Below are 19,532 nucleotides of genomic sequence, written 5' to 3'. Positions count from 1 at the left end.
TGATCCTTTCCGCCGTCGATGGTCAGAAGCGCAGGGCGCTGAGCGTTCGGAAGCTCTGGGTGATGTCGGGCAGGTAAGGCGCGGGGGACTGATCGTTCTCGACATAGAAATGCCGTGCTCCGGCAAGCCCGTTCAGCTTGAAGATGCTGGCGAAGTCGATCGTTCCGGCGCCGACGGATGTCATGCTCCGGTCCGCGCGCATATCCTTCACATGATAGGCATAGACACGTCCGGCAAGGCTGCGGATCAGCGCCTGCGGATCCTGCCCCGCATAGATGGCCCAGTAGAGATCGAGCTCGATCTTGACGTGCGCGGGATTGCAGGCCTTTACCAGCCGGTCGAACAGGCTGATGCCGTCCGGTTTGACGGTGAATTCGAAGTCGTGGTTGTGATAGGCGAAGCCCAGACCCGCCGCTTTCAGTTTTTCGCCGATGCGGTTGATATTGGCGGTTGCGGCGTCCCAGGCGGGGCCGTTGCGGTGCTTGTCGACCATGTAGGGCAAGACGATCGTGTCGGCGCCCAGCGTTCTGGCCATGGTCAGGCTGGCGTCGAAATTGTCCATCAGCGCGTCATAGCCGACATGGATCGAAGGGCTCTTCAGGCCGAGCCTGTCCATGGTCCTGCGAAGCAGCGCGTGGTCCATGGTATCGTAACCGCCGCCGCCATATTCGACTTCGCGATAGCCGATCTTCGCGACCGTTTCGAGCGTGGCGACCGGATCGGCGGCGAAGAGTTCGCGCACGGTGTAGAGTTGCAGCCCGATGCTGCGCAGCTGCGCGGCGCGAGCGAGGCCGGCGAGGAAGGGCTGGCTTGCGAGCGCGGCGAGGCCGCCGGCACCCAGCATCACGGAACGACGGTTCATGATCATGCGGAATAGACCTTGTTGACCTGTGAATAGGGGAAAGCGCCGTTGTATTCGCCCGGAACAGGCAGATACTCGCGCTCCTGCGTGATACCGATTTCAGAGGTGTAATAGCCTACGACCACCATCTGTCGGAACGGCTTGAAGAACAGGACGCCGTCGGGAAGCTGGTCGTTCATGGCCAGCGTCAGCAGCGCGTCCTGTTGCTCCGGCGTGGCCTGCACCGCGGGCAGCCCGTAATCCTGCCGGCTGCGTGCATCGATTTCCGCCAGGCCGGAAAGGATCGGGTCGCGATCTTCGGCGAAGGCCCAGTCGGCCAGCAGCTTCTCGATATAAAGGGGAACGCCTGCGGCGATGGCGCCGGGGGTGTCGGTCGCCGGGATGATCCGTTCGCTCAGCGCGGTCATCAGCGCACGTTGTTCGGGCGTGAAGACCTGGATGCTGGGAGCGCCCTGATCGATCGCCGGAATGCTGGCTGCCGATGCGATTCCTGCCGCGCGGGCGAGCGGGGCGAACAGCTGGGCTCCGAACATGGCGACCATGCCGGCAAGCGCGTTTCTGCGATCCATTATCGTGCTGCCCCTTTCAGGTCCTGTGCGATGGCCTCTTCCGGCAGGGGGCGTACCCAGATGTTGCGGAAGGAAACGGGGGAATCGTGATCCTGCAACTGGATCGGGGCCTTGTCGCCATGCGCTTCATACTGCGCGACCTTGCGCCATGCCGTGGTGCCCAGCATGGCCTGATGATTCTGCACCAGAACGCCGTTCAGCAGCACCGTGACATAGGCCGGGCGCTGCAGGCCGCCGTTCGCATCGAAGCGCGGGCGCTCGAACACGATGTCGTAGCTTTGCCATTCTCCCGGCGGGCGGGACGGGTTAACCAGCGGCGGCTTCCACGCATAGACCGCGCCCACGGCGCCATCGGCGTATGTCGGGTTTTGAAAGCTGTCGAGAATCTGGACCTCGTAGCGCTGCATGAACCAGATTCCGCTGTTGCCGCGGTTCTGGGAACTCTTCTGCGGCGGGTTGGGGGAGCGGAATTCGAGATGCAATTGCACGTCGCCGAATTCCTGCCGGGTGACGAGATTGTTCTCGCCCCCGCTCTGGGCGCGGGGCGGGACCGTCATCACGCCCTTCTCCACAGTCCAGGGACCGCGCTCGCCGCGCCAGGCATCGAGCGAAGTGCCCGAGAACAGGACGACGGCATCGGACGGCGCGCCGCCCAAAGCGGCAGCTGGCACGACTGCGGGCGGAGCCGGCCGATCGGGATCGTGGACATGCCAGTTGCCTCCCGGCAGGATCGGCGTGTCCCTGAAGCCCGGCTTGTCCTCTGCGTGAACGAGCGTACCGGCCAGGATGGTTCCCGCCATGAGCACGCCGATCGGGATGTACTTCATCCTCTCGCTCCCTGTTTATGTTCTGTCGATGGCCCGATAGGCGGCGATCAGTCGGTCTTCGCCCTCTCGCCCGGCTACGGAGTTGCCATGCTCCATGCCGATCACGCCGGTATAGCTATGGGCGCGCAGCCAGCGCACGATGTTGGCGAAGTTGATTTCGCCGGTTCCGGGTTCCTTGCGGCCGGGATTGTCGCCGAACTGGATATAGCCGATCTCGGCCCAGCAGGCGTCCAGCGTCGGGATCAGGTTCCCGGACTGGATCTGCTCGTGATAGATATCGGCCAGGATCTTGACGCCCGGACTGTCGGCACCGCGCGCGACGGCATAGCCCTGGGCGATGGACTGCATGAATACGCCGGGATGGTTGGTGCGCGTATTGAGCGGCTCCATCACCAGCGTCAGCCCGTGCGGCGCGACTATGTCTCCGGCGCGGCGCATGCAATCGATGATCCGCCCGGTCTGGATGGCTTCCGGCACCTTGCGGTCCATGAAGCCGGTAACGACCGTCATGTGCCGGGCACCCAGCCGCTTCGCGACCTCTACGGATGTTCGGATATCGGCCAGGAAGGCGTCCCGGTCGGCTTCGTCGTTGCTGCCCAGTACCGGCCGGAAATCGGCCCACTTCGGCATGCTGGCGACGAAGACGCCCATGGTCATCCCGCGCTGCGAAAGCGCGCGGGCCATGGCTTCCTGTTGTTCGACCGGCCGCTTGCGCGCCTCGTTGTCCTCCCAGGCGCGGAAACCCTGGTCGGCTGCGAAGGCGATCTGTTCCAGCAGGCCGCCCCGGCTGGCGAAGCTGCCTTCATGCGGGGCATAGCCGAGCGAGAAATGGGCGGCGTTCGATCCGCCTGTGCCTGCGGCTGCCGAAATCGCCGGAACTGCCGCCGCGACCAGTCCGGAGGCGATCGCCGTGCGCCTCGTCATCGTCATGCCACGCCCTCCGCGATGCGATCCGTTCGGCGCCCGGCGCGCCGTTCGGCCAGCCAGATGGCGCCGAATACCAGCAGCAGCGCCAGCGGCACGAAAGTCAGCCGGGCGAACGACTGGGACGCTGCGGCATCTTCCACGGCGCGCAGCGCGGCGCCGCTCAACCGTGTGAAGGCTTCCGGCCCGCCCGCAATCTCGACTTTCGCCTGATCGAACATTTCGCCAAGGCGCGGCAGCACGAAGAAGCTGGCCAGCGCGCCGGCCGATCCGACCAGACCCAGCGCCCAGGAGTCGCCGCGCGGATAGCGTTCGGCGACGGACGCCAGCATCGTCGGCCACATGGCGCAAACGCCCAGGCCCCAGACCGTCGAAGCCATGATCGCGGAAACCGGTGACTGGGCCTGCGACAGCAGGAACAGGCCGATCGCGGCAAGGAGGCTCGACATCCAGAGCAGGCCGGGATTGGACAGGCGGCCCGCGATCCGCCCGGCGAAATGGCGGAACACGAACATCAGCGCGCTGACGTAGACGAGCAGCAGGATGCCCCGCATCCCCACCCGGTTGCTGAGCGCAACGTCGATCCACTGGCCGGGCGCCAGTTCGGAGGAGGCGGTGAGGAACATGGCTCCGAACCAGACGAAGAAGCTGGGACGGCGGACGACTTCCAGCATCATGTCCTTCATCGCCCGGTCGCCGGTTGCCGCAGGAGGATCGGGAAACCGGGTCGTCGCGCCAATCAGGATCACGCCGATGGCAGGCAGATAGACCAGCGCCATGATCGCCTGCCAGGGCATCAGCGGCGCCAGGAACACGCCTGCAAGTCCGCCGACGATCAATCCGCCCGGATACCACGCGTGCAGTACGTTCAGGCGATGGGTCGTGTCTTCGGGATAGAGCCGCGCCGTCAGCGGATTGATCGAGGCTTCGGCAAAGCCCCAGCCGATGCCGCTCAGCAACATGCCCAGCCAGACCAGATGATAGATGGCCATGCCGGTGGCGAACAGGCCCGCGCTTACGATCAGCGAGGTGCCGATCAGGAAGGCCACCCCGCAGCCGATCAGGACGCGGCGGATGCCCACCCTGTCCAGCACGGCGCTGACGACGAACACGGTGATGGAAAAGCCGAGGAAAGCGGAGCCGAGTGCCGCACCGATCATTTCTCCCGCCGCGATCGGCGCGATGGGATCGATCCACTCCCCTTTCAGGCTGCTCGCCACCGCGGCGCGCAGGGATGCGCTCATCGACGCGGTGAAGAGCGCCAGAACGCTCAGCCAGAATAGCCTTTGCCGGTTTATGCCCGTCATGCCCGCTCCTCTTCCCTGTCCCCGTCTGATTTCTGTTATCGGGTTCGTGCTTGCCGCTCCGTCAGGTCAGGCCCAACCAGCGGCGATTGTTGGCGGGGTCTCCGCCTCCTGCGAAATCGTCGAATGCCCGTTCCGGCCTGCGGATCATGTGCGCCTCGATGAAAGGCGCGCCTTCGCGCGCGCCGTCTTCGGGATGCTTGAGGCAGCATTCCCATTCCAGCACGGCCCAGCCTTCGTATCCATACTGGGTCAGGCGTGAAAAAATGCCGGTAAAGTCGACCTGGCCGTCGCCCAGCGAACGGAAGCGGCCGGGGCGATCGACCCAGTCGGCATAGCCCCCGTACACGCCCGCCCGTCCGGTGGGATTGAACTCCGCATCCTTCACATGGAACATCTTGATGCGGTCATGATAGATGTCGATGAACTGGAGGTAGTCCATCGCCTGAAGCACGAAATGGCTCGGGTCGTAGAGAATATTGGCGCGAGGATGATCGCCGACCGCGTCCAGGAACCGCTCGAAGGTCAGGCCGTCGTGCAGGTCTTCGCCGGGATGCAGTTCGTAGCAGAGATCGACACCTTCCGCGTCGAAGGCATCCAGGATCGGCCGCCAGCGTCGGCCCAGTTCCGCGAAGGCTTCCTCCACCAGTCCGGCAGGGCGCTGGGGCCAGGGATAGACGAAGGGCCAGGCCAGCGCCCCGGAAAAGGTCGCATGCGCAGTCAGCCCCAGACGGCGGCTGGCCTTGGCCGCCAGCTTCAGTTGATCCACGGCCCAGGCCTGCCGCTCGGCCGGCCGGCCGCGCAATTCGGCCGGAGCGAAATTGTCGAACGCCGCATCGTAAGCGGGGTGAACGGCCACCAGCTGGCCCTGCAGATGGGTGGACAGCTCCGTGATCTCGACCCCTGCCTCACGGCAGCGCCCGGTCAGTTCGTCGCAATAATCCTGGCTTTCCGCAGCCAGGGCGAGATCCATGCAGCGGGGATCGTTGCTGGGCACCTGAATGCCCTTGTAACCGGCCTCGGCCATCCACCGCGCGGCATTGTCCAAAGTGTCGAAAGGGGCATCGCCCATGAACTGCGCCAGGAAAACTGCCGGACCCCGCATGGGCTTTTGCCTTGCCACTTCAGATTTTCCGATCATTTCAGGGTTTTGAGATAAGCGATGATCGCGGCCCGCTTGGCCCGATCGGGAGTGGCGATCGGCATGCGCGTGCCGGGCACTTTCTTGGTCGGTGCTGTCAGGAAGGCATCGAGGCTTTGATCGTCCCAACGCAGCTTCGAACCCTTGAGTGCGGGCGAGTAGTTGAACCCGGCCACCGATGCCGCAGGTCTGCCCGCAACGCCGTTCAGATTGGGGCCGACGCCGTTCTTGCCGCCTTTGTCCACGCTGTGGCAGGCACGGCATGTGTTGAACGCGGCAGGCACCGACTGCGCCATGCCCGGCGTGGCCGGAATTGCCGCCGCCATGGCGATAGCTGCCAGGCTGAGGTTTGCTGTCATGCGCATCCTCGACTCTCCATCTTATTCTTATTGCCATACGTTTACCGGTAAATCATACCAGATCAAGGCCTGAAATCATGGCCCTGCTACAAGCACGGAAAAGGAGGAGAGGAGATGACGACAAGACCCCTGCGTCTCGCGATGGTCGGAGGCGGCGAAGGTGCTTTCATCGGCGCCATCCACCGGGCCGCCGCCGCACTCGACGGAGACTGGCGGCTTGTGGCCGGTGCGTTCAGCAGCGATGCGGATCGTAACCGCCGCTCCGGCGAAATGCTGGCGATCGCGCCGGACCGTACATATGCCTCGCTCGAAGCAATGCTTCTGGCGGAAGCGGCGCTGCCTGTCGGCGTGCGCGTGGATGCGGTGGCGGTCGTTACGCCCAATCATCTGCACGCCCCCATGGCGATCGCCGCGCTCGATGCGGGCTTCCATGTCTTCTGTGAAAAGCCGATGGCGCTCGATCTGGACGAGGCGCGCCTGATCGCGCAGGCGGCGGCGCGATCGGGTCGCCAGTTTGGCCTCGCCTTCACGTACAGCGGCTATCCCCTGGTCGAAGAGGCGCGTGCCCGCGTGGCGCGCGGCGATTTCGGCAAGATCCGGCTGGTGCAGGTCGAATATTCGCAAGGCTGGCTCAGCCGTCCGGTCGACCGGGAGGGCAACAAGCAGGCGGAATGGCGGACCGATCCCGCACGGGCCGGGCTTGGCGGGTGCCTCGGCGATATCGGCACGCACGCATTCCATCTGGCTGAACATGTTTCGGGGCTGCGGGTGCAGGAACTCTGCGCCGATCTTGCCACGCACGTTCCCGGAAGGCGGCTGGACGACGATGTCAGCGTGCTGTTGCGGCTGGATGGCGGCGCGCGCGGCATACTCAGGGCGACCCAGGTCGCCGCCGGCGACGAGAACGGACTGAGCCTGCGCATCCACGGGGAACTCGGCGGTCTGGAATGGAACCAGATGGAACCCAATACACTGACCTTGCGCTGGCTGGATCGCCCGGCCGAAACCGTCCGCGCCGCCGGTCCGGGACTGGCGGCTTCAACCCTGCACCGGCTGCGCACCCCCGCAGGACATCCGGAAGGCTATATCGAAGCCTTCGCCAACCTCTATCGCGCCTTCGCCAACCGGATTTCGGACGGGGCCGACGAGCCGTACGGGCCAGACGCGTTCCCTTCGATCGAGGCCGGCTTGCGGACAATGGCCTTCGTAGAGACCGTCATCTCGAACGACGCATCCGATACGAAATGGACGAAACTTGCGACCTAGTTCGCAGTCGGCTGGTCGTGCTCCAGAACGTCACCACGTCGTGCAGGGCCTCGGCATATTTGCGGCCGTTGAAGGGCTTGACCACGTAACAGCTCGCGTGGCGTTCATAGCATTCGCGGATGTCTGTGGGGGATTCCGAAGAAGTGAACATCACCACGGGAATATGGCGCAGCCGATCGTCCGCCTTGACCGCGGCGAGCAGTTCCTTGCCGTCCATCCGGGGCATGTTGATATCCAGCAGGATCAACTGGGGGATTGGCGGGGCCGGCGTGCCCGGCTCGTGACGAAGCAGGTCGAGCGCTTGCAGGCCATCATGGGCGATGGTGAGCGAGCAGGGGGGCTGCGCGGTCGACAGTGCGCGCTGCGTCATTTCCACGTCACCCTCATTGTCTTCCACGATCAGGATCTTAAACGGCTTCATGATTGCGGACCTCCTTGCATGGGAGCGTGAAGTAAAAGGTACTGCCCCGGCCCGGCACCGAGCTGAAATCGATATCGCCGCCGCAAAGCTGGATGAACTTGCGGCACGTGGACAGCCCGATGCCGGTGCCGGGATAATCCTCCTTGCGGTGCAGGCGCTGGAAGATGGTGAAGATGCGCGTGCGGAAGTTCTCATCGATGCCGATGCCATTGTCCCTGACCGAGAAACGCCAGAGATTGCCCTGTCTGGCGGCGGCGATGGCGATTTCCGGCGGGTGGCTTCCATTCTGGAACTTGAGGGCATTGCCGATAAGGTTCTGGAGCAGAACCCGGGCGAGCGTGGAACTGGTTTCCACTCTCGGCAGGGATCCATATGTTACGCTGGCGCCGCTTTGCTGGATGGTGTCTTCGAACTCTGACAGGATTTCATCCACGATCGCTTCGAAATCCACGGTCTCCAGAAGAATGTCCTCGCGGCCGACGCGTGAAAACGTCAGGATATCGCTTATCATCTTCTGCATACGGCGCGCATTGTCGAGAATGAAGTTCAGATACCGCTTGCCGCCTTCATCAAGGGTATGTTCCGAACTGTCGGCCAGCAACCCGGCAAAGGCGTTCATCATGCGCACCGGTTCCTGCATGTCGTGCGAGCAGATATAGGCGAAGCGTTCCAGTTCCTCGTTAGACTGGGACAGGACCGCGTTCAGATGCATGATCTGTTCGCGTTGCACATAAAGGTCGAGGTAGACCTTGACCTTGCTTTTCAGGATATCGGGATTGATCGGCTTGAAAATATAATCGACCGCGCCGATCTCGGCGGCTTTCGAGGCGTACTTGTCCTCCTTGGAGATCGCCGTCACGAAAATGATCGGCACACCCGCCATGCTTTCGTGCTCCTGCATCAGCATGGCGGTTTCGAACCCGTCCATCTCGGGCATCTGCACGTCGAGCAGGACAATCGCAAAATCATGCCGCAGAACCAGCGAAAGCGCCTCGTTGCCCGATGTCGCCTTGAAGATTTCCGCTTGAAGGGGTTTCAGCACCTTCTCTGTGGCCAGTAGGTTCTCCCAGCGGTCGTCAACCAGCAGGATCTTCGGGCGGGCCTCCGCAATGGCAACCGGCCCGGTCTGCTGCGGTGCGCTCTTGAGGATCGCGGTTGTCATGTCGGGCTCCCGTCGTCTTGGTCTTTATTGTTATGAGGGGCTGTTCGTCCGCTGGCCGACAAGCCTGCCGAGCAGCGCGGCGATGTCGGACAAAGGGGTAATGTCGTCCACAGGCCCCGCATCCAGCGCGGCGCGCGGCATGAAGGGGGAGGCGGCTGTCGCCGGGTCCTGAACGATGGTGTGCCCGCCCTTGGAGCGGATATATTGCAAGCCGCGCGCGCCGTCCTTGTTGGCGCCCGTGAGCAATACGCCGATCAGGCCCGCTCCGAAGGCATCGGCCGCCGTTTCGAAAAGGGGATCGATCGCCGGACGGCAGTAATTGACCTTCTCGTCGACGGAGAGGCTCAGGCTGCGATCGGATTCGATCAGCAAATGATAGCCGGCGGGAGCCAGATGCACGGTGCCGCGCCGGAAATCCGATTTGTCTTCCGCCTCGATAATGGCAAGCCTGCAGTCCCTTGCCAGGATATCGGCGAGATAACCTCTCGAACTGGCGTCGATATGCTGGACCACCGCGATGCGCAGGTCGAACTGCTCCGGCAGCGCCGACAGCAGCAGTTTCAGCGCCTGAAGCCCCCCGGCGGACGCGCCCATGACCACGGCTTCGTAACGTGGCTCAGCCATGCGTGACCAGCCCGCGTTTCTTGTAGATCTTCTGGCGCCCGTCCAGGGCCTCATAGAGAGGTTTGACCTCCGAGAAGTTGAGGCTCTCCTTGGAGCCGAGGCACAAGTAGGCGCCGTGGCGCAGCGATTCCGTAAACAGCCGCAGAACCTGTTCCTGAAGCGTCTTGTCGAAATATATCAGTACGTTGCGGCAGGTGATCAGGTTCATCTCGCCGAAGATGCCGTCAGTCACCAGGTTATGGTATGAGAAGGTGATCCGGTCGCGGAGGAAGCCCTTCATTCGCACAAAATCGTAGCTCGAACTGTAGTAGTCCGAGAAATCGGCGCGTCCGCCCGATTGTTGGTAATTGGCGGCATAGCCGGCCATGACCCGTTCTGGGTAGATACCCTTTTCCGCGATATCGAGGGAGTTCTTGTTGAAGTCCGTGGCGTAAAGGCGGGTGCGTTCGAGATAGCCTTCCTCGTGCAGCAAGATGGCGAGCGAGTAGACCTCCTCGCCGGTGGCGCAGCCCGCGCACCAGATCTTGATGAAGGGAAAGGTCTTGAACACCGGGATCAGACGCTCGCGCATGGCCCGGTAGCATGGCGGATCCCGAAACATCTCCGTGACCGTGACGGACATGTAGCGCAGCAACCGGTCGAAGAAGCCATCGTCATGCAGGACGCGGGCGAGAAGCTCGCTGAAGTTCGCAAGCCCGGCGGAACGCCGCGCCTGATCGAGCCGGCGGCGAAGCGAGGCGTGGGAATAATGCGTGAAGTCATAGCTCCAGCGGCGGCGGATGGCTTCGAGCAGCAGGGAAATCTCGATGGATTCGATATCCTCGCGCGGGACGGGCGCGGATGCGTTTGCCGCGCTACCGGGTTCCGGCGCGGCGTCTGCGGGTGATCCAAAGGGGGCGGCGGCCAGCGTCATGCCGCCTTTTCCTGACGAAACAGCCAGACCCGCAAGAGCGTCAGGAGCCGGTCAATGTCCACGGGCTTCATCATGTAGTCGTTGGCGCCGGCTTCCATGCAGCGATCGACTTCTTCGGGCATGGCGCGCGCGGTCAACGCGATGATCGGCAATTGCGCCCACTCGCGATTGCCGCGAATTTCCCGCATGGTCTGATAGCCGTCCATCACGGGCATCATGATGTCCATGATGACGAGTTCGATCTGATCGTTTTCCTTCAGCTTCTCCAGCGCCATTTGCCCATTGTCGGCAATGACCAGGTTGAGGCTGTGCTTCTTCAGCGCTCTCGACAGCGCGAAAGTGTTGCGCATGTCGTCATCGACAAGCAGCACGGTGCGGTTCTTGAGTGACTGGTCGGGATCGTGGTGCATGCGGATCAGGGCCTGCTGGTCGCGCGAGAGGCTTGCCTCGATGCTGTGCAGGAACAGCGTGACCTCATCCAGCAGGCGTTCCGATGAAGAGGCGCCCTTTATCACGATGCTCCCGGTATATCGGGCGAGATTGCGGTTTTCCTCTTCGGTAAGGTCGCGCGCGGTGTGGACGATAACGGGCGGCCGCCATCTTCGCCAATCACGCCTTCCGCGAGTTTCAGCCATTCGAACCCGGTCATGTCCGGCAGGCTGAGGTCGAGGATCACGCAGTCGAACGCTTGCAGCTTCATCTGTTCGAACGCGCTGGAACCGGTTTCCGCTACGGTGATCTCGATATTCTTCTGGCCCAGCAGACGGCGGATGGCTGTTTGCGTCACGCGGTCGTCCTCGATCAGCAGGACATGCTTGATCTCGGCGCGCAGCATGGCCTCGATCCGGGTGAAGGCGGTGTCGATCTCTTCCTCGGCCACAGGCTTGGCAAGGAAACCCACCGCCCCCTTGCGCATGGGCGTGAACGGCTCGGCGTCGTCTGCGCCGGAAATGATGTGCACCGGGATATGGCGAGTGTTCAGCGCGTGCTTCAACTGGTCGAGGACGTTCAGGCCATCGATATCGGGCAGCCGCAGGTCGAGCAGGATGGCTCTGACGGGATAGTCGGCGGCCAGGATGAGCCCGCTCTTGCCGTCTCCGGCGGCAAGCACCTTGTAACCCCGTTTGCGCGCCGTCTTCATCAGGGTCATGGCGAATTCGGGATCGTCCTCGATGATGAGAAGGACCCGATCTCCCGGTTTCAGCGACTGGCGGTCGTCGTCGAGAAACCGTGTCGCGGGGCCGCGTTCCGTGCCTGCGGGCAGGACGGTCTCGGGTTGTGCGGGTTTCGAATGCCGGTCAGCCGTGGCCATGGATGTGCCTGCCTCGCCGAGCGGAAGGAACAGGGTGAAGGTCGATCCCTGCCCCTTGATGCTCCGCACGTGGATCTCCCCGCCCAGCACCTGTGCGAATTTGCGGGCGATGGTCAGGCCCAGCCCCGTGCCGCCATAGTGGCGATCGGTGGAGCCATCTTCCTGCTGGAAGGCCTCGAAGATATCCTTGAGCTTGCTCTCGCCAATGCCGATTCCGGTATCCGTCACCGAAAGCTCGATGGTCCGGGCCGGATCGAGATCGGCCCGTTGCAGTGTCACGCCTTCGGCGGCACGTTCCAGGGCCAGTGTGACCGAGCCTTGCTGCGTGAACTTGAACGCGTTGGACAGCAGGTTCTTCATGATCTGTTCGACGCGCTGGGCATCGGTATGGAGGCGCGCGGGCAGGGCGGGGTCGCACGCGATGTGGAAGGCCACGCCCTTGTCCCGCGCGACAGGCTCGAAGCTCTGGCTCAGATGGCTGACGATGGCATCGATGGGCGTGTCTTCGGCAATGATATGGATCTTGCCTGCCTCGACCTTGGACAAATCGAGGATATCGTTGATGAGGTTGAGCAGTTCCAGGCCGCCATTGTGGATGACCCGCGCCTCTTCAACCTGTTCGGAGGTCAGGTTGCCGGTTTCGTTGGCGGCGAGCCCGCGTGAGAGGATCAGCAGGGAATTGAGCGGCGTGCGCAGCTCATGGCTCATGTTGGCGAGGAACTCGGACTTGTATTTCGAGGATTGTTCGACCTCGCGCGCCTTTTCCTCGATCAGTCGCTTGGCTTCCTCCAGATCGCGCGCCTGTGCCCGTATACGCTCGTTCTGCTCTTCCAGCGCCCCTGTCTTTTCCTCAAGCTCCTCGTTGGACGCTTCAATTTCCTCGTTCGAGGCCTTGAGCTCCTCCTGCTGCATCTTGAGCTCTTCCTCGCGCTGTTCTAGCTCGCGCGTGTAAAGCCGCTGCTGTGCCAGCGACCGGGCGCGGCTGCGCTGATAGAGCCATACCGCCAGGACAATGGCGACGTAGGAAATCAGCGTGATGATGCCCATCAGCCATTTGTTGTGACCAAGGCTGGTGGCATCGACCTCCTGCCGCTGCCTCAGCAGGTGCTCTTCCTCGGTGGTCATGATGCTGAGCTGTTCGCGTACCCGCTCCATCAGGTACTTGCCGTGCGCCAGCGTGGCTTCGGCCACTTCCGCAGCGCCGGCCTGCTGGCCGTTCCGGAGGGTGCGCGCCCTTATGGTCGAGGCCAGATAGTCGAGCAGGGCCTGGCTTCGCAGGTCCAGCTCGTCGAGATTGGCCTGTTGGGAGGGATTGTCGGCCGTCAGGTGGCGCAGCAGGGCGAGTTCCTGCCGGATGGAGCGGCGTATCGGCGTGCGGGCGTCATCGAGCGGTGCGTTCCTGGCGTCTCGCAGGGCATCGTGGTAGGTCTGGAGAAAGTCGGGATTGCCGGTCAGGAGATAGCCGGGCTGCCCGGTCTCGGCGTTTTCGTAAAGATCCCGCAAGAGTGAGATATGGCGGCGAACCGTATAAGTATGGTCCACCCAGTTTCGCGCGCGACTGAGGGTCGCGTCCTGGCTTACGAACATCAGTGCCGCGAACAGGAAGGCGGCGGTGATCACGCCGATCGCAATGGCCGTGGCATGGCGGGCTAACAGGTTTTCCCTTGGCGGCGCAGGCGTCATTCAGGGCTCCCGGATGCTGCGGGCCGCGTTATCGGGAACCGTTGCGGCCGGCTCATATGGAACGGAAAAAATCACAGCCTGCATTCGTGCGGCGTCCGGCTCCTCCCCGGGGCGCCCGCGCTCCGGTAACGAGCTTCCGATGATGGCCCGAAAACACACTTTATTGTCTAACGACGCCTTAGGTTTTGGTACGCAGTCGCCTGAACATGCGCCTCAGTCCGGGTGTCGGGGCTCGGCGAAGTTCAGTTCCAGTGCAACGCCATGCGGGTCCATGAGAAAGATCTGGGCAAGGCCGGGCGTGATGTGATCGGCTTCCGCATACTTGATGCCGGCACCATCAAGCCGGGCCTTCATCGCCGGCCGGTTGCTGCAACGAAGGGCAACGTGATCGATCGCGCCGGTGCTTGCGGTGTCTGCGGCTTTCTCCCGGAAGTGGATCACCGCATTGCCTTCGTCATCGTAGAGCCAGTGGGACCGGTTTCCCATGACGGCCGGCCCGGGCCTGTAGACCAGGCCAAGCGCACGTTCGTAGAATTGAGCCGAACTCTCAGGATCCATGGTCCTGATGTTAACATGGTCGATTCCCGCGATCCCCATCCCCAACTCCTTCCCGCGCATCATTCCCTGATGCGCTTTGGCGGCAAGATTACCGCGAGGCGGGAGCGCCAGACCTCGGGGCGTGCGCGGTATGGATTGTCGTGATCGGTCAAGTCGCGATGGGAAATCGCGGCAATTGTCATCCCGAAGCCTGCCGTTGGACGGCATTCGCCGGCAAGCAGATATAGCCGGCAATTGGGAGATATGGCGTGAGCGCAAGCGAAACCCCGGTCCGGATGGACATCAGCGACGTAGAGTGGCGCCTTGGGCACAAGGTTGGCGGCGGCGAACTGTGGGAGCCGTGCAACAAGACCGACATTCGCCGCTGGGTCATGGCGATGGACTATGTGAATCCGCTGCACTGGGACCAGCGGTTCGCCGCGCAGACGAAGTTCGGCGATATCATCGCGCCGCAATCGATCTGCGTCGCGCTCGACTATGGGCACGGCAACAACCAGGCCTGCGTCGCCGGATCGACGGCCAGCACATGATCTTCGGCGGTGAGGAATGGTGGTGGTACGGCACCCATGTCCGCCCCGGAGACCATCTGAGCCATGAGCGCATCTTCACCGGCTACAAGCTGACGGATACCAAGTTTGCCGGGCCCACCCTGTTCCAGCGCGGCGATACGATTCACCGCAACCAGCGCGGCGATCTGATTGCGAAATCCTGCCCCACGGTGATCCGCTATCTGGCGAAGGAAGCCGAAAAGCGCGGCATGTATGCTTCCACCGCCGGTACCCCGCACAAGTGGACGGCAGCCGAACTGGACGAGATCGACAAGATCCGCCGCGACTGGTTCCTCTCGAACCGCGAAGGCAAGTCGCCGCATTTCGAGGAAGTGTCGGTGGGAGACAAGTTGCCCCGCCGCGTGATCGGTCCGCACTCCATCGCCAGCTTCACCACCGAGTATCGCGCCTTCATCTTCAACATCTGGGGCAGTTTCTACTGGCAGGGTGTGGAGGGTGTTCCCGATTGCTGGGTCAATCAGGACATGGGCTGGATAGACGGCTTTTCCTTCGACGAGGAAGGCGCAATGACCGATCCGCGCCTGCGCGACGGGCTCTACCTCGGCCCATCGCGCGGACATATCGACGATGGCCGCGCCAGCGAGATCGGCATGCACCGCGCTTATGGCTACGGCGCGACGATGGCCGCCTGGAACACCGATTATCTGGCCTTCTGGGCGGGGCATGACGGCATGGTGCGCCACGCCAAGACCGAGTTTCGCGGTCCTGCCTTCGAGGGCGATGTCACGTACATCGAGGGCGAGGTGATCGAGAAGATCGAGAACTCGGAATGGGGCTTCCCGGTGGTTCGCATCGAGGTGCGCATGACCAACCAGGACGGCAAGATCGTGGTCACCGCGGTCAACGAAGTCCAGCTTCCGTACTGAGGGACGGACATTGCCTGTACACGATGCGTCTTCGCACCGCTTTGTCGCCGATCGCTCCGTTTCCATTGCGCGCGGGATTCCGCTGAGCGAGGAGACGGGCATTGGCCCCCTGACGCTTGGCGGCTTCCTTCGGGACGTGACGTCTCGCCATGGAGGCCGCGAAGCGCTGGTCCACCGGCTGGACGACGGTTCGCGGGAGCGGTGGAGCTATTGCGACTTGTGGGATCGTTCCTGCGAGGTGGCCCGATCGCTCATTGCGTCGGGGCTGGGCAAGGGGGAGCGTGTCGGCGTCCTCATGACCAATCGGGCGGAGTTCCTCTCGGCGGTGTTCGGTACTGCACTGGCGGGCGGCGTCGCCACGCCGCTCAGCACATTCTCCACCCCCGCCGAACTCGAATACCTGATCGCGCATTCGGCGGTGTCGTGCCTGCTGTTCGAACGGGGCGTGCTGAAGAAGGATTTCCTCGAAATCCTTGGCGATCTCGACCCGCAGATCGGGACGGGCGTTCCGGGAGGCTATGGTTCCAGCCGGTTTCCGTTCCTCAGGGAACTGGTTGTGCTGGGCGGGGAAAGGCGCGGTGCCGTTCGTTCCTGGCGCGAGTTCCTCCAACTGGGGCAGGCGATCGGCGAGGACAGGCTGGAGGCCCGTTCGCGAAGCGTGGTCCCGGCCGATCCGGGGGCGCTGTTCTTCTCGTCCGGTTCTACCGCGCGGCCGAAGGGCATTCTTTCCGCTCATCAGGGCGTATCGTTGCAGATGTGGCGGATGGGCCGCCAGCAAGGCCTTGGTGACGGGGTGCGCAGCTGGACTGCCAACGGGTTCTTCTGGTCCGGCAACTTCTCGATGATCATCGGCGGAACCCTGTCGATGGGCGGCTCGCTGATCCTTCAGCGCACGTTCCATCCGGTGGAGGCGCTTGACCTCTTCCAGTCGGAGCGGGTGACGTTTCCCTTCGCCTGGCCGCATCAGTGGGAACAGCTTACCGCTGCTCCGAACTGGCAATCGGTGGACCTGTCTTCCGCGACCTTCGTGGACATGGCATGCCCGCTCGCCTCTCATCCGACTGTCACCACCAGCTGGATCGAACCGCGGCACTGCTACGGCAATACCGAGACGTTCACGCTGAGCGCGGCGTTCAAGGCCATGACGACGGCCGATACCGCAGGCGAAAGCCACGGAATTCCGCTGCCGGGGAACCTCATCAAGATCGTCGATCCGCTGATGGGCCATGCAGTTGCGCTGGGGCAGAACGGGGAGATCGCGGTGAAGGGACCGACGCTGATGCTCGGCTATCTCGGCACGCCGCTGTTCGAGACACTGGACGAGGAAGGCTATTTCCGCACGGGGGACGGCGGCAGGCTCGACGAAGAGGGCAGGCTGCACTGGCAGGGCAGGCTCAACGACATCATCAAGACCGGCGGCGCGAACGTCTCTCCGCTGGAGATCGACGAGGCGATCCGCGCGCTTCCGGGCATCAAGATGAGCCAGACGGTCGGGGTGCCGCATGAGACGCTGGGCGAGATCGTGGTCGCCTGCGTGGTTTTCCATGCCGGCGCCGAAGCAGGCGAGGATGTGCTGCGCGAAAAACTGCGCACCGTGCTGGCAAGCTACAAGGTGCCGCGCCGGATTATCGGCCTCGACGAAGCGCAGATGGGCTTGACCGGATCGGCAAAGATCAAGACCTCCGAACTGCGCGCGCTTGCGGCAAACTGGCTGGCGAACGAACCTGGCTGAGGCTGTTCGGCCGGGGCCGTCGCCCGCGCCTGCGAGCCACGGGGAAAGAGGGCTGGCGCGCATCAAGCTGGGTGAAGGCGTGATGGGCTCTGGAACTGACCGGCCGCCCCATTTTCTCCAGACCGGCGACACCTGGAGCATGAACTGGACAGCTTCGGTGCGGACAATCGCGGGGGCGAAATACTTGCGGGAAACAGGCGATTGTCGCGATCGGTCAAGTTTGCGGGCGTGCTGCCCGGCACAGGGAACGACTGCGAGCAGTGCCCTGCACCGCAGCCGGGAGAGCTTGGAAATGACTGGTCGGTTCGGTCCGCAATCTGTGCCTTTGCCCGCAACCGACCATGGCGAATTCGGCCCGGCCGGAATGACCGAACGCGGCGTTGCATCGAACGCGCAAGGGGCGGATTATCGATGAAAGCGCTGCGTCTACAGGCAGGCCAGGACAGTTTCTCTCTTCTTGATTTGCCATCCCTTTCGGCAGGGCCGGGCGAAATCCGCGTTCGTATCCGTGCCGTATCGCTCAACTTTCGTGACGGGCTGGTGTTCTCGGGCCTGTTTCCCTCGCCGCCCGGCCTGATCCCCCTCTCCGATGGCGCGGGTGAAGTGGTGGAAGTGGGAGAAGGCGTCACCCGGTATGCGGTTGGCGACAGGGTCATCAGCCTGTTCCACCCCAATTGGGGCGATGGCCATATCGACCGCGCCGACCTGGACAATTCGCCGGGAGGCCCGGCCGACGGTTTCGCTTGCGGGGAGGTCGTGCGGCCTGCCTCGCATTTCACGCCGGCACCGCGGAACCTCTCGTTCGTGGAGGCGGCTTGCCTGCCCTGCGCGGGGGTGACGGCCTGGCGCGCGGTGGTGGCCGACGGCGCCGTGAAGCCCGGCGCCCGCGTGCTCGTTCTGGGAACCGGCGGGGTTTCCCTGTTCGCGCTCCAGTTCGCCAAGGCGGCGGGCGCCACCGTCATCGCCGTCAGTTCGTCGCCTGCTAAACTGGCGCATCTGCGCCGTCTTGGCGCGGATCATGTGATCGACCGCAATGAAACGCCGCAATGGGCCGAGGCCGTGCTCGAACTGACGGGAGGGCTCGGCGTGGAACATGTCATCGAAGTAGGCGGTCCGAACACGTTGCCGCAAAGCGTGCGCGCAGCAAGGACGGGCGCCCACATCGCCATCATCGGGGCGACGGCCGGTTTCGAGACGGACTCGATGCCCTTCGCGGCCGTGCAGGCCAAGCGCCTGTGCCTGCAAGCCGTGACCGTCGGCAGTCGCCGCGACCAGATCGACATGGTTCGCTGCATCGAGGCGCATGACCTCCATCCGGTGGTGGACCGTGTCTTCCCGCTTGCGGAATTTGCCGAGGCAATGGCGCACATGCGGTCGGGCTGTCAGGTCGGCAAGGTCAGCCTGGAGATATGAAGCGCAGGACCATGAAGCGCCGGGAGCGCGCCCCCATCCGCATATCCCCCCACCCCACGCAGCATGCACACGCCATGGCCAGCGGGTGAAACAACCTGGAGAAACACATGACTGATCGCCGCTTCGATGGACGGGTCGTCGTCATCACCGGCGGGGCGCGGGGCCTCGGCCGGGCTTATGCCGAGCTGCTCGGCTCGCTGGGTGCGAGAGTCGTCATCAACGACAACGGCAGCGCCTTGTCGGGCAGCGGTTCGGACGCCGGGCCTGCCGAAGAGGCCGCCCGCGCTTTGCGCGATGCCGGATATGAAGCGGTTGCCTGCTCCGACAGCGTTGCGACACCGGAAGGCGGAAAGGCGATCGTCGAGGCGGCGCTGGATGCCTTCGGCCGGATCGACGTTCTGATCCACAACGCCGGGAACAACCGGTTCGCGATGCTGGAGGAGATCAGCTACGAGGATTTCCGCGCGGTGGTGGATGTCCACCTGCTCGGAGCCTTCCACGTCGTGCGCCCGGCGTTCGAACGCATGGTCGGGGACGGCTATGGGCGCATCGTGCTGACGGGCTCGATCGGCGGCCTCTATTCGATGCCCAGCGTGGTGAATTACGCGGTTTCGAAGTCGGGCATGATCGGTCTCAACAACATCGTCGCCATCGAGGGCGCGGCGCGCGGGGTGAAATCGAACATCATCCTTCCCGGAGCCGTGACGCGCATGGCAGAGGGGCTCGACATTTCGCAATATCCGCCCATGGGACCGGACCTCGTCGCGCCCGTGGTCGGCTGGCTCGCGCACGAGAGCTGCTCGGTCACGGGTGAAATGTACGTCTCGATGGGGGGGCGGGTGGCCCGTGCCTTCATCACCGAGACCGAGGGCCTTTACCGGCCCGACTGGACGATCGACACCGTGGCCGAAAGCATCGGCGAAATCCGCGACACGAACCGTCTGTGGACGTTCCATCCCGCAGAAAACGGCTTTTCCGAGCACATCGCGCGCAGTTTCCAGCTCGTGCGGGGCGGGTGACGGGATGC

Annotated in this window: 20 protein-coding genes; 6 read left to right on the top strand and 14 right to left on the bottom strand. The window is 63.5% G+C overall.

Annotated features, from left to right (window positions below; all coding sequences use genetic code 11):
- Positions 1–22 precede the first annotated feature (22 nt).
- From ADT71_RS15175 to ADT71_RS15145, 7 genes are all read right to left on the bottom strand, one after another.
- On the bottom strand, positions 23–862 hold the full coding sequence (locus ADT71_RS15175; RefSeq protein ID WP_231635907.1) for a sugar phosphate isomerase/epimerase: 840 nt from the start codon (positions 860–862) through the stop codon (positions 23–25).
- A 2-nt stretch (positions 863–864) separates the two neighbouring features.
- Positions 865–1,434, bottom strand: coding sequence for a gluconate 2-dehydrogenase subunit 3 family protein (locus ADT71_RS15170; protein ID WP_054438093.1), 570 nt, complete (start codon positions 1,432–1,434; stop codon positions 865–867).
- On the bottom strand, positions 1,431–2,258 hold the full coding sequence (locus tag ADT71_RS15165) for a DUF1080 domain-containing protein (protein WP_054438090.1): 828 nt from the start codon (positions 2,256–2,258) through the stop codon (positions 1,431–1,433). The genes ADT71_RS15170 and ADT71_RS15165 overlap by 4 nt, the downstream gene beginning before the upstream one ends.
- Positions 2,259–2,273: 15 nt before the next feature.
- Positions 2,274–3,188, bottom strand: coding sequence for a hydroxypyruvate isomerase family protein (locus tag ADT71_RS15160; RefSeq protein ID WP_054438088.1), 915 nt, complete (start codon positions 3,186–3,188; stop codon positions 2,274–2,276).
- Positions 3,185–4,489 carry a sugar MFS transporter gene (locus ADT71_RS15155; protein WP_054438086.1) on the bottom strand — a complete coding sequence of 435 codons (1,305 nt, stop codon included), beginning with the start codon at positions 4,487–4,489 and terminating at the stop codon, positions 3,185–3,187. Before ADT71_RS15155 ends, ADT71_RS15160 begins: the two co-directional genes overlap by 4 nt.
- 61 nt (positions 4,490–4,550) lie before the next feature.
- On the bottom strand, positions 4,551–5,591 hold the full coding sequence (locus ADT71_RS15150; RefSeq protein ID WP_165913314.1) for a sugar phosphate isomerase/epimerase: 1,041 nt from the start codon (positions 5,589–5,591) through the stop codon (positions 4,551–4,553).
- 32 nt (positions 5,592–5,623) lie between these two features.
- Positions 5,624–5,992, bottom strand: a complete 369-nt coding sequence (locus ADT71_RS15145; RefSeq protein WP_369818268.1) for a cytochrome c family protein — start codon at positions 5,990–5,992, stop codon at positions 5,624–5,626.
- Positions 5,993–6,100: 108 nt separating this feature from the next.
- Here ADT71_RS15145 and ADT71_RS15140 point away from each other — a divergent pair, with 108 nt between their 5' ends.
- Positions 6,101–7,252, top strand: a complete 1,152-nt coding sequence (locus tag ADT71_RS15140) for a Gfo/Idh/MocA family protein (protein ID WP_054438082.1) — start codon at positions 6,101–6,103, stop codon at positions 7,250–7,252.
- Here the strand turns inward: ADT71_RS15140 and ADT71_RS15135 are convergent.
- The 7 genes from ADT71_RS15135 to ADT71_RS15105 form a co-directional block, all read right to left on the bottom strand.
- Positions 7,203–7,673, bottom strand: coding sequence for a response regulator (locus ADT71_RS15135; RefSeq protein ID WP_054438080.1), 471 nt, complete (start codon positions 7,671–7,673; stop codon positions 7,203–7,205). The two genes, ADT71_RS15140 and ADT71_RS15135, sit on opposite strands and share 50 nt — an antisense overlap.
- On the bottom strand, positions 7,660–8,835 hold the full coding sequence (locus ADT71_RS15130; protein ID WP_082370368.1) for an ATP-binding protein: 1,176 nt from the start codon (positions 8,833–8,835) through the stop codon (positions 7,660–7,662). Before ADT71_RS15130 ends, ADT71_RS15135 begins: the two co-directional genes overlap by 14 nt.
- 30 nt (positions 8,836–8,865) lie before the next feature.
- A complete protein-coding gene (locus tag ADT71_RS15125; protein ID WP_054438078.1) occupies positions 8,866–9,459 on the bottom strand; it encodes a chemotaxis protein CheB in 594 nt (197 codons plus the stop codon).
- Positions 9,452–10,372 carry a protein-glutamate O-methyltransferase CheR gene (locus tag ADT71_RS15120; RefSeq protein ID WP_082370367.1) on the bottom strand — a complete coding sequence of 307 codons (921 nt, stop codon included), beginning with the start codon at positions 10,370–10,372 and terminating at the stop codon, positions 9,452–9,454. The genes ADT71_RS15125 and ADT71_RS15120 overlap by 8 nt, the downstream gene beginning before the upstream one ends.
- Positions 10,369–10,887 carry a response regulator gene (locus ADT71_RS15115; RefSeq protein WP_054438076.1) on the bottom strand — a complete coding sequence of 173 codons (519 nt, stop codon included), beginning with the start codon at positions 10,885–10,887 and terminating at the stop codon, positions 10,369–10,371. The genes ADT71_RS15120 and ADT71_RS15115 overlap by 4 nt, the downstream gene beginning before the upstream one ends.
- Positions 10,884–13,367, bottom strand: a complete 2,484-nt coding sequence (locus ADT71_RS15110; protein ID WP_054438075.1) for a response regulator — start codon at positions 13,365–13,367, stop codon at positions 10,884–10,886. The genes ADT71_RS15115 and ADT71_RS15110 overlap by 4 nt, the downstream gene beginning before the upstream one ends.
- A gap of 213 nt (positions 13,368–13,580) precedes the next feature.
- Positions 13,581–13,964 (bottom strand): VOC family protein, encoded by a 384-nt coding sequence (locus tag ADT71_RS15105; protein ID WP_165913315.1) that lies wholly within the window; start codon positions 13,962–13,964, stop codon positions 13,581–13,583.
- 209 nt (positions 13,965–14,173) lie between these two features.
- Here ADT71_RS15105 and ADT71_RS33735 point away from each other — a divergent pair, with 209 nt between their 5' ends.
- The 5 genes from ADT71_RS33735 to ADT71_RS15085 all read left to right on the top strand — a co-directional run bounded on the left by ADT71_RS33735 (position 14,174) and on the right by ADT71_RS15085 (position 19,524).
- Entirely contained in the window at positions 14,174–14,455 is a 282-nt protein-coding gene (locus tag ADT71_RS33735) for a MaoC family dehydratase N-terminal domain-containing protein (protein WP_231635906.1), read from the top strand.
- On the top strand, positions 14,452–15,360 hold the full coding sequence (locus ADT71_RS15100; RefSeq protein ID WP_231635905.1) for an acyl dehydratase: 909 nt from the start codon (positions 14,452–14,454) through the stop codon (positions 15,358–15,360). Before ADT71_RS33735 ends, ADT71_RS15100 begins: the two co-directional genes overlap by 4 nt.
- A gap of 10 nt (positions 15,361–15,370) precedes the next feature.
- A complete protein-coding gene (locus ADT71_RS15095) occupies positions 15,371–17,092 on the top strand; it encodes a class I adenylate-forming enzyme family protein (protein ID WP_054438071.1) in 1,722 nt (573 codons plus the stop codon).
- 411 nt (positions 17,093–17,503) lie between these two features.
- Complete coding sequence (locus ADT71_RS15090; protein WP_054438070.1) at positions 17,504–18,505, top strand: NAD(P)-dependent alcohol dehydrogenase; 1,002 nt, start codon at positions 17,504–17,506, stop codon at positions 18,503–18,505.
- 107 nt (positions 18,506–18,612) lie between these two features.
- Positions 18,613–19,524 (top strand): SDR family NAD(P)-dependent oxidoreductase, encoded by a 912-nt coding sequence (locus ADT71_RS15085; RefSeq protein WP_054438068.1) that lies wholly within the window; start codon positions 18,613–18,615, stop codon positions 19,522–19,524.
- The last annotated feature ends 8 nt before the right edge of the window (positions 19,525–19,532 follow it).

Source organism: Novosphingobium sp. ST904, from assembly GCF_001298105.1.
In the GTDB taxonomy this organism is placed as follows: domain Bacteria; phylum Pseudomonadota; class Alphaproteobacteria; order Sphingomonadales; family Sphingomonadaceae; genus Novosphingobium.
Note: the sequence above shows the minus strand (reverse complement) of the source record. Positions and strands in the feature narration are given on the sequence as shown.

Coding starts and splice junctions, on each gene's coding strand:
- ADT71_RS15155 (WP_054438086.1), bottom strand. CDS start 4,489: ATGACGGGCATAAACCGGCAAAGGCTATTCTGGCTGAGCGTTCTGGCG.
- ADT71_RS15150 (WP_165913314.1), bottom strand. CDS start 5,591: ATGCGGGGTCCGGCAGTTTTCCTGGCGCAGTTCATGGGCGATGCCCCT.
- ADT71_RS15160 (WP_054438088.1), bottom strand. CDS start 3,188: ATGACGATGACGAGGCGCACGGCGATCGCCTCCGGACTGGTCGCGGCG.
- ADT71_RS15145 (WP_369818268.1), bottom strand. CDS start 5,992: ATGCGCATGACAGCAAACCTCAGCCTGGCAGCTATCGCCATGGCGGCG.
- ADT71_RS15130 (WP_082370368.1), bottom strand. CDS start 8,835: ATGACAACCGCGATCCTCAAGAGCGCACCGCAGCAGACCGGGCCGGTT.
- ADT71_RS15090 (WP_054438070.1), top strand. CDS start 17,504: ATGAAAGCGCTGCGTCTACAGGCAGGCCAGGACAGTTTCTCTCTTCTT.
- ADT71_RS15105 (WP_165913315.1), bottom strand. CDS start 13,964: ATGGGGATCGCGGGAATCGACCATGTTAACATCAGGACCATGGATCCT.
- ADT71_RS15120 (WP_082370367.1), bottom strand. CDS start 10,372: ATGACGCTGGCCGCCGCCCCCTTTGGATCACCCGCAGACGCCGCGCCG.
- ADT71_RS15125 (WP_054438078.1), bottom strand. CDS start 9,459: ATGGCTGAGCCACGTTACGAAGCCGTGGTCATGGGCGCGTCCGCCGGG.
- ADT71_RS15175 (WP_231635907.1), bottom strand. CDS start 862: ATGAACCGTCGTTCCGTGATGCTGGGTGCCGGCGGCCTCGCCGCGCTC.
- ADT71_RS15100 (WP_231635905.1), top strand. CDS start 14,452: ATGATCTTCGGCGGTGAGGAATGGTGGTGGTACGGCACCCATGTCCGC.
- ADT71_RS15085 (WP_054438068.1), top strand. CDS start 18,613: ATGACTGATCGCCGCTTCGATGGACGGGTCGTCGTCATCACCGGCGGG.
- ADT71_RS15140 (WP_054438082.1), top strand. CDS start 6,101: ATGACGACAAGACCCCTGCGTCTCGCGATGGTCGGAGGCGGCGAAGGT.
- ADT71_RS15110 (WP_054438075.1), bottom strand. CDS start 13,367: ATGACGCCTGCGCCGCCAAGGGAAAACCTGTTAGCCCGCCATGCCACG.
- ADT71_RS15165 (WP_054438090.1), bottom strand. CDS start 2,258: ATGAAGTACATCCCGATCGGCGTGCTCATGGCGGGAACCATCCTGGCC.
- ADT71_RS15135 (WP_054438080.1), bottom strand. CDS start 7,673: ATGAAGCCGTTTAAGATCCTGATCGTGGAAGACAATGAGGGTGACGTG.